Source organism: Sphingomonas sp. EU05-FHT14C10 (genome assembly GCF_058790595.1).
The window spans coordinates 166,736-175,101 of record NZ_JBYTEN010000006.1; the positions used below are offsets into that span (position 1 = coordinate 166,736).

Genomic DNA, 8,366 nt, shown 5'->3' on the forward strand with positions numbered 1-8,366 from the left:
CGAGCTTCGGGTTCGCGATGGCACGAGGTGCCGGGTCAAGGATGGCACGAGTCCCATCATGACTTATCCACAGGCTTGAGGCCGACCCGGCGCATCGCGACATCGAAGGGATCGGGCGGGATCGCGACGAAGCTCAGCCGCTCCCGCCCGAGCGCGAATTCGAGCGCGAGGCGGTAGCCGGGGAGCGGCTGGCGGCGGACGATATCGCGCAGCGCGAAGGCGAATTGCTTGCGCGGCGACAGCACCCCGGATTTCAAATGGAGGTGCGCGAGGTCGAAACTCCAGCCACCGCGCTGACGCCCGCCATGCTTGCGCACGATCCGGTAAAGCCAGCGCTCAAGGCCCCCGGTCAGGTCGAAATAGGCGCGGTCGATGGTGAGCACGAGCGCCTGGTCGAGCACGCCGGCATAGAACCAGTCGGGCAGGATCATCTCGATCCCGAGCGGCCGCCCGTGCGGGTCGAGCCGTTCCTTCCACTCGTTGATCCAGGAGAAACGGTGCCGCCGCCGCTGGAGTGGCTGGCGGATCGTGGTCGCGACGGTGGTCGACTGCAGCCGGTCGAGCGCGGCTTTCAGCCGTTCATAGTCGCGCTGCGAGACGCCGCGCGCGATGAACGTCAGGATGGCATGCGGCGTGGTCGCCATCAGGCGCGACGTCGGGCGGCCGCGGTCGCGCGCCTCGACGATCTGGCTTGCCGCCCAGATGAGAATATCGGCGTCCCATATCGTCGCCATGCCATGCTCGGGCGTCGCCTCGACCTGGATGGAGACGTCGCCCATCCGGAAATCGATCGGCTTCACCCGCCGTGACTTGGCGAGGCTGAAGAACGGCCAGGCCATCAGGTCCTGGGCGTCGCGCGGCGCGAGCTCGCCGGGTATCGCCCGGAACAGATCGAGCTGCCGATCGCTGGCGGTTATGGCGGCCGTCACAGGCTGTACCGGTCGTCAGCGCCGAACCGGGCCGGCAAGGCCCTGGTCAGGGAGCGCGATGCGCTTGGCCGGGTGGACCACACCCTTGCCGGGATCCGACGTCGAGCGCCGCACGCCCAGCTCGGCCCAGGATTGCAGATCCTCGATCGCATAGACGACGCGGCCGCCAAGCTTGCGATAGGCGGGCCCGGTCCCATAGCAGCGATGCTTTTCGAGCGTGCGGGCCGACAGGCCGAGCAGTAGCGCGGCGTCGGGCGTGCGGAGCAATCGTTGCGGTGCGGCGGATACGGATCCACTCATCTTTCGGTCTCCAGCGGGCGACCGGCGACCACCGCCAGTTCCGTCCATCTGCCGGTGATCATGGAGGGCGACGGGCGGGGCGGCGGAGCGGCTGAAATGCGGGTCGCAAAATTGTCGCCCCCAATCGAAACCAGCGTCAGCGTCCGGCGAGCAGATCGCGGTAGCCGGCGCGCATCATGTGACGGGCTTCGGCGATCAGCCGCTGCGTGCGCCGGCGCTCGCTTGACGATTTCCAGCTGTCGGCGGGCAATTCCGCCAGCCAGGGATAGAGGATGCCGCTCCCGATCTGCCGGTTGCTGGCGCCCGCGAGATCGGCATCGAGAACGCGCAGCAGCAGCGCCAGCCGCTGGCGCTGGAAGCGGCTGGGGTGGAGCGCGGCCGAACCAGCGGCCAATGGCGCGCCCGACAGGAAGCGCCGAGCGGCGTCGGCCGCGTCCGCCGCGATCGGATCGGCGGTCAGCTTCAGCAGGATGACCAGCGGCGCGTCGTCGTCCGGCGTGCGCAGCCACAAGCGATGCCGGGCGGTGATGGTCTCATAGACCAGGTGGCGTCCTGCGGCATCCTCGCCGCAGGCTGCCGGGACGCCGATGCCCGCAAGGGCGCAGACGCCCGCGAAGCCGGGAGGCGCGCGATCGAGCGCGACGACCGACGCGGCGGCGTCGGCGCGCCAGAGCGCCGGCGCGTCGCTGGCGGTAAGGTCCGGATCGAAAGAAGAAGGCCAAACCCCAATGCCGGGCCAGCCCTCCCTTTCCGGCGGATGCCGCAAGTGACTGCGCGTCGTGCCAGTCGCGGCGATAGTCCGGATTCCGGCGCAGGAACTCCTGCGCGAAGTCGGCGAGATCGAGCGGCCGCGCTTCGTCTGATGTCGTGTCGACACGGACATGCGGCGTTGCGATGAGGCACCTCGGAACCCGTTTGCGAGATGCCCAGCTGTGCCGGCGGCACGGATGGCCGGAAGACCCGGATCGGGCAGGCGATTGTCCCCAGGAGGGCGGCAACGAGCGCGCCGATCGACGCCAAATATGCGCGCCGGTCCTCTCTGCGACACGCCGGCACGGCATCGAGGCACGATCGCGCCCGCAACGGGGTTAGCCCTGCGTCCGGGGAACATCATGCCCCGGCGGGGACAAGCCTGTCCGCTCATCACAACGTCGAAGGCGCCGTTCGCTACAGCCTGGCATCGGAGCACCGGACGCGGATCGACATGGTAAGAGCCCCGCCCGGCAGAGCCGGGCGGGGCGTCTCGTTGGCTCAGTCGTTGCTGGCGCGGCGCGGGCGCGACCAGATCAGGCTGTAGGTGCCGCCTTCCTCGTCATCGAAGAGGTTGGCGAAGATGGGTGCGGTGAAGCTCGGGTCGTCGAGCTTGACCGAGAGATAGTCGCGCTGCTCGGCCGAGGTCTTGGCCCAGGCCGCCCCGATTTCCGCGCGTCCGACGAAGACACGGTGGGTGGGGGCGCTGTCGTTGCTGCGATTGTCCTCCGGAACGATCCGGACGCCCTTGGCCTGGACGCTGAGGGTGACGATCTCGCCCTGATAGTCCTGGCCGACCTTCTTGAAGCTGCCGATGTTCGCCATGATGATACTCCTTGGTTTTCGAGCCCGCCCTGTGCGGCCTCGATGGCGTGCAAGGGCCGGGTGCGAACGCCGCCGCAGCTCTGCCCGCAGCGTCAGCGGAGGACTGCGGGGCCGGGGCTTTCTTGCTTCGCGAGGAATGGGCGCCAGCCCAGGGGAAGAAAGTTTCGGGCGCGCGGTTGCGGCCAAGGCGTTTCGAGGCGCAGCCGTCCCCCGGCCAGCTCAGCCATTGAAGAGGCCGCGGGCGGGATCGATCGGACCGGGGACGAGGATGGCGAACCCCGCAGATCAAAAGGCAGGGACGTGATGGCGATCGTCCCACGGTCTCCGGCTACGGCACGATCTTTCCGAAATCGCGCTACGTCACCCCAAGGCGCGTCGGGGACGAGCCGATCGGCAGTGCGGGCACCACCACGGCAAGCGTTCGCACCAAAACCGGGTGAAGCTATGCGGACGGCGTCATCCGCCGCCACGCGACCGAACCGACGAGGAAGGCGACGATCAATGCCGTCGGTCCGCTCCATGCGCCCGTACCGGCGACCTCAGCCGCGATGCCGTGCGCGGCATGATAGGCGGTAAATGCCGCCGGCGCCGCGAACAGCAGCGCGACCATCGCACGGCCCAGCGGCGTTCGCGCAGACGCGAACAAGATCGGCCCCGTCGCGGCGATGAGCAGCGCGACAGCGATGCCCGCGAGCGCCGCAGGGAACAGCGTGCCGCCCGAGCGCCATGTGAGCATGGCGACCGCCATGCCCGCGAACAGGGAAAGCGCGTGGACGGAAAGCTTGAACAGCACCCAGATCAGAAAGAGCGCGACCGCGATCAGGATCGGAACAGCGAGCATCAATGCGTCCTCCGTAATAACGGCCCAGCCGTCGGACGCGCTCTCCACCACCACCACAGCGCACGATGTGGGCTATCCATAGCGCGTATCCGGGCATCCGGGAATCGCTTTCCAGCGATCCCGTGTGCCCGGCGCGACATGGTCGGCTCAGCGCACAAAGGGATCATATTCGCGCACGATCGCTGCGGGATCGCCGTCATATTCGCGGGCCTCGACGACGCCGAACAGCTTCTCGTCGATATGAAATACGACGATGCAGGCCATCAGCGTGCGTGCGAGGTTCCATGCGTGGGACTGGGCAAGGGTGAGCGGCATGTCCGGGACTCCCGTCGGGAGCGAGGACCACCCCCGCTCGACGGGCGCCCGAAGCGTCCGGAACGGAACCGCCGTCACCGCGGGAGGCGCAGCCGGGAGCGGCCGCACGCGCTAGCGTAAGCGGACCCTTTACGGGTTGACGGCGTCAGGTTCCGGGCTGGACCAAGGATTGCGCCTCAAAGAGCGGGGTGGGGCTCGCGTTCAACTGGCTGGCCGGTCCCAGCGTTCGCCATCGCCTGGCCGCGCAAGATCACACGGACCCTCAGCCGCCATCTCGTTTGCGAAAATCCATCGGACGGATACCCATCGCCCGGGCCTTGTCGGCAAGGTTGTCCTGAATGCCGGTGCCGGGGAAGATGATGACGCCGATCGGCAGAACCGACAGCATCGCGTCATTGCGCTTGAACGGCGCGGCCTTCTTGTGACGTGTCCAGTCGGGCTTGAACGCGATCTGCGCGACCTTGCGCGCATCGGCCCAGCAGGCGGCGATCCGCTCGCCGCCGGTATCGGACCCGCCATGCAGCAGCACCATGTCGGGATGCTTGGCATGCACGCGATCGAGCACCTGCCAGATCAGCCGGTGGTCGTTGAAATCCTGGCCGGCGGTGAAGGCGATCTTCGGCCCCGCGGGGACGAGCACGTCCCGTTCGGCCTTGCGCCGAGCGTTCAGGAAGTCCCGGCTGTCGATCATCGCGGCGGTGAGCGCCTTGCGATTGGCGACCGACCCGGAGCGCGGGCTCCACGGTTTGCGGAGATGCAGCCGGAATTGCTCGGTCGCGGCATCGCGGAAGAATTCCATGGCGTCGCGGCGCTCGATCAGCGTGGCGCCTTCGAGCAGCAGGCGTTCGAGCTCGACCGAGCGGACTTCGGACCCGTCCTGCTCGCGCTGGCTGCGCCGCTGCGCCACCTCGTTGTCGTCCAGTTCGCGCTCCACGCGTTCGGCGGCGCGGTGGAAGACGTTGGTGACGCCCCAGAGCAGATCCTCGAGATCGGGCTCGAGCCGCGTGTCCTCGAGCGTCGCCACCAGCGCATCGAACATGTCGGCGACGGCGCCCGAGACCATTCGATCCTCGGGCAGCGGCCGGGGATCGGGCTCGTCGGAAAAGGGGCGATAGGCGTAAAGCTGAAGCTCCTGGAGAATGACGCCGGTGGATGAGCTCGCATGCTCGGGTTCGGATCGATCGCTGGTCATGATGCCGCCTTCCAGTGCGGCCGCGCCTTTCGCGGCCTTGCCAGGCGACGAAAGACGGTGGGCGCGCCGGGGCCGCACCCGCAGGGCCGCAGCGAAGCAAAGGACGCCGGGCGGCGGCTATTTTGCTTCGCGCTGCAAAGGCGGGCCTGCCCGCCGGCGGAAAATAGCCGCCGCCCGGCGTTGCGGCAGCGGCGCGCCTGCCGTCCGGTCGCCCTCTAGCAAGGCCGATCGCGCGGCCCCAAAAGGAAGGCATTCCGGATAGCGGGCTATACGCGGAGCTTGAGGAACCCATCGGCGTCGCACTGGAGCAGCTGATCGCGCAAGGCGACGCGGAGCGCATCGAGCCCGAACCGGCGCAGGTCGTCGTTGAAGTCGCCGAGGCGCGATTGCAGGGGGTGGACCTCGATCCCGGCATCGCGCGCCCGACCATCCAGGGTCGCTGCTGCGGTGTCACCCGCGGGGTCGTCGTCACGCGCAACATAGAGACGCCGAAGTTCGGCTGGGAAGCGCAGCGCCGCCAGATGCGCGGACGACAGCCCGGCGATCATCGGCATGCCGGGCATCCCCATGCGCAGCGACAGGACGGTTTCGATTCCCTCGCCCGCGACCATGACCGCTCCGGCCCGACCGAAGCGCACGCCATGGCCGAGCAGATTGCCCATGGCGCGGCGCGGGGAGGCGATCGGCGCCTTGTCGCATGCACCGGGATCGAGCCATGTCCGATGGACGCCGGTGAGCGTGCCATCCTCGTCGGTGACCGCTGCGATCATTGCCGGCCAGGCGCCACGGGTATGCGCCGGATCGTCCCAGGACGGACGATAATAGCAGCGCGAATGGAATCTTAGGGCGGTGCAGGTGCGCAATCCGGTCAGCGAACGTCCGCGCAAATAGGCCTCGACAATGCTGCCCGCGATCGGCTTCGAGGCCTCGAACAACCGGCGGGCCGCGAGCGGCGAGCCCATGGGCGCGGGACTGGCGGGTGCTCGATCGCCATCATGATCGGGGCCAGGCACGGGCAGGCTCAGGAAGCGCCGCGCCTCGGCGAGCGTGTCGCGCAGCTGCCGATGCCCTTCGACCCGGGCGATGATGTCGAGCAGATCGCCATGATCGCCGGTCGCGGCGTCGGTCCATTTGCCGGCACTGCCGCTCCCGTCGCGGGCTGTGGCAAGGCGGACATAGAGGCTGCGCCCCGGCGTGTTCGTGGCATCGCCGATCAGCCAGTAGCGGCCTTCGCGGTGTCCGTTCGACAGATAGCGGCGGCACACCGCCTCGGCGCGTTCGGCGAGGCGGCGCGCGATTTCGGTTGCGGGATTGTCCATGGGGCGCATCCTCAAGCGGCTTTCGCCGGGTTGCGCTCGGTGACCTTCTGGAGCGGAAACCGCTCCATGAGCCGCGCGAGCACCTCCGCGCCTTCGGCCCCCGTCGGCACGAACAGCCGTAGCTTCCACGAGATGATCTCGGAGATCAAGCCGAGCGCCTTCAGGCGCGCGACGCCGAGATCGTTGAAGCCGGTGAGCTCGATCCGATGCACGCCCATGGCGCGGACGCGCGCGAGCGACTGGCTTTCGATGAGGTGCAGCACGGCCTCGCCGGCAAGCAGCATCGGCCAGGCTTCGGCGGCGCCGAGCGCCGGGCGTTCGGCATCGATGGTCGCGGCGACCCAGGCGGCGGAGACGCGCCTGCCGATGATGCGCTCGCCGTCATCGGTTTGCAGCCGATAGACGCGCGAGGATTCGCGTGGGAGCTGCTTCCAGATCGGTAGCAGCAGCCCCGCCACGACATGCATGGTGCTGGTATCGAATTCTGGGATGGTCGCAAGCTCGGCATTCCAGGCATCGGCGAATGCCGCCGGGTCAGCCCGCTCCCATTCGGTCTCGGCCATTGCGTCGAGCGCCATGGTCGGCGCTTCCATCGGACGAAGCAGCCGGATGCGGCGTTCGAGGCTGCCATCGTCGAGCAGCAGGCTGCGCGACGGCAATTGCACGGCGGCACGGCCGGACCGCGCATTGACGAGCAGCAGCGCGTCGACGCCGCGCGCGCGGGCCAGCGCCTGTTCGAGCCCGAGCGGCTGGTTGCGGTCCTTGCGCGCGATCGTAAGCAGGCGCGTCTCGGCACCGGTGCCCGGATGGGTATAGATCGACCGCCGATCGGTCACGATGAAGCTCTCGGCCGCCAGTGTCTCCAGGCCGATCTCGTAGACGCCGCTCGCGATCGCACCTTCGATCCGGGCGGCGAGAAGGCCTTCGAACGCCGTGAACAAAATGTCCTGAAGCGCGATGGTCAGCGCCAGCATGCGATTGAGGAAGGTCGTGATGGGCGGCAACTCGTCCTTGAGGCCGCCTGTCCCGGAATCGATCAGCGACAGACCGGTCGCATCCTCGAACACCAGGAGCGAACAGCCTTCGACCTTGCCCGCGACGAGCAGGCCGTAAAGCTGGCGAAGCGCGTCGCGCGCATAATGCGATTCGAGATTGTCTTGCGCGCGGAACATGTTCTGCCCGCCGGTCTGGCGTTGGCCGCGCGTGATGGCGCCCAGCGTGTCGAGGCGCCGCGCGATCGTCGAGATGAAGCGCTTCTGCGCCTTCACATCGGTGGTGACCGGCCGGAAGCGCGGCGGCTGCGCCTGGTTGGTGCGGTTGGTGCGCCCGAATCCTTGGATCGCGGCATCGGCCTTCCACCCGGCCTCGAGTAGATAGTGAACGCGCAACCGCTGGTTCACCGCGCCCAGATCGGCGTGATAGGAGCGGCCGGTCCCGCCCGCGTCGGAAAAGACCAGGATACGCTTGGCGTCGTCCATGAAGGCCTGCGCCTCGGCGAGGTTGGCCGCGCCCGGCCGCGTCTCGACCGCGAAGCGCGGCGCTCCGCTGTCGGAAGATTTCGCGACGATACGGCGCGACCGTCCGGTCACCTCGGCAACCTGCTCGGACCCGAAGCGATGGAGGATCTGGTCGAGCGCACCGGGCACCGGAGGCAGCGCCGCCAATTGCTCGATCATGGCCTCGCGGCGAGCGACGGCCTCGCGACATTCGACCGCCACGCCGTCGCGATAGACGGGGCGCGAGGACAGATTGCCCTCGCCGTCGCTGAACGGCTCGTAGAGCTGGACCGGGAAGCTGTGCGCGAGATAGTCGAGGACATATTCTTTGCAGTCGCAGTTTATGTCGAGCGTGGCGGCGAGAGACGCAGGTTTCCTTCGGTTTTCCATGATTTCACT

9 protein-coding genes and 1 pseudogene are annotated in these 8,366 nt (G+C 68.2%); all 10 read right to left on the minus strand.

Translation table 11 applies throughout. The features are described from left to right. Positions 1-56: 56 nt before the first annotated feature. Positions 57-929, minus strand: a complete 873-nt coding sequence (locus AC3WT0_RS08830; protein ID WP_492753143.1) for a replication initiator protein A — start codon at positions 927-929, stop codon at positions 57-59. A gap of 15 nt (positions 930-944) precedes the next feature. Next, positions 945-1,229 carry a helix-turn-helix transcriptional regulator gene (locus tag AC3WT0_RS08835; protein ID WP_492753144.1) on the minus strand — a complete coding sequence of 95 codons (285 nt, stop codon included), beginning with the start codon at positions 1,227-1,229 and terminating at the stop codon, positions 945-947. A 136-nt stretch (positions 1,230-1,365) separates the two neighbouring features. Next, positions 1,366-1,995, minus strand: coding sequence for a DUF2285 domain-containing protein (locus tag AC3WT0_RS08840; protein WP_492753145.1), 630 nt, complete (start codon positions 1,993-1,995; stop codon positions 1,366-1,368). A 7-nt stretch (positions 1,996-2,002) separates the two neighbouring features. Beyond that, a pseudogene (locus tag AC3WT0_RS08845) lies at positions 2,003-2,290 on the minus strand (transcriptional regulator domain-containing protein); the annotation flags it as partial. A gap of 190 nt (positions 2,291-2,480) precedes the next feature. Beyond that, the gene (locus tag AC3WT0_RS08850) at positions 2,481-2,804 is read right to left on the minus strand and encodes a DUF736 domain-containing protein (protein WP_492753146.1); all 324 of its coding nucleotides are present in this window, start codon (positions 2,802-2,804) and stop codon (positions 2,481-2,483) included. 442 nt (positions 2,805-3,246) lie between these two features. Continuing rightward, the gene (locus AC3WT0_RS08855; protein WP_492753147.1) at positions 3,247-3,645 is read right to left on the minus strand and encodes a hypothetical protein; all 399 of its coding nucleotides are present in this window, start codon (positions 3,643-3,645) and stop codon (positions 3,247-3,249) included. A gap of 147 nt (positions 3,646-3,792) precedes the next feature. After that, positions 3,793-3,960 (minus strand): hypothetical protein, encoded by a 168-nt coding sequence (locus AC3WT0_RS08860; protein ID WP_492753148.1) that lies wholly within the window; start codon positions 3,958-3,960, stop codon positions 3,793-3,795. A 262-nt stretch (positions 3,961-4,222) separates the two neighbouring features. Continuing rightward, positions 4,223-5,152, minus strand: coding sequence for a DUF2493 domain-containing protein (locus AC3WT0_RS08865; RefSeq protein ID WP_492753149.1), 930 nt, complete (start codon positions 5,150-5,152; stop codon positions 4,223-4,225). A gap of 266 nt (positions 5,153-5,418) precedes the next feature. After that, on the minus strand, positions 5,419-6,471 hold the full coding sequence (locus AC3WT0_RS08870; protein WP_492753150.1) for a DUF7146 domain-containing protein: 1,053 nt from the start codon (positions 6,469-6,471) through the stop codon (positions 5,419-5,421). Between the two features lie 11 nt (positions 6,472-6,482). Next, positions 6,483-8,366, minus strand: a 1,884-nt coding sequence (locus AC3WT0_RS08875; protein WP_492753151.1) for a strawberry notch C-terminal domain-containing protein, incomplete at its 5' end; no start/stop codon positions are given.

Coding starts and splice junctions, on each gene's coding strand:
- AC3WT0_RS08855 (WP_492753147.1), bottom strand. CDS start 3,645: ATGCTCGCTGTTCCGATCCTGATCGCGGTCGCGCTCTTTCTGATCTGG.
- AC3WT0_RS08835 (WP_492753144.1), bottom strand. CDS start 1,229: ATGAGTGGATCCGTATCCGCCGCACCGCAACGATTGCTCCGCACGCCC.
- AC3WT0_RS08865 (WP_492753149.1), bottom strand. CDS start 5,152: ATGACCAGCGATCGATCCGAACCCGAGCATGCGAGCTCATCCACCGGC.
- AC3WT0_RS08870 (WP_492753150.1), bottom strand. CDS start 6,471: ATGGACAATCCCGCAACCGAAATCGCGCGCCGCCTCGCCGAACGCGCC.
- AC3WT0_RS08860 (WP_492753148.1), bottom strand. CDS start 3,960: ATGCCGCTCACCCTTGCCCAGTCCCACGCATGGAACCTCGCACGCACG.
- AC3WT0_RS08850 (WP_492753146.1), bottom strand. CDS start 2,804: ATGGCGAACATCGGCAGCTTCAAGAAGGTCGGCCAGGACTATCAGGGC.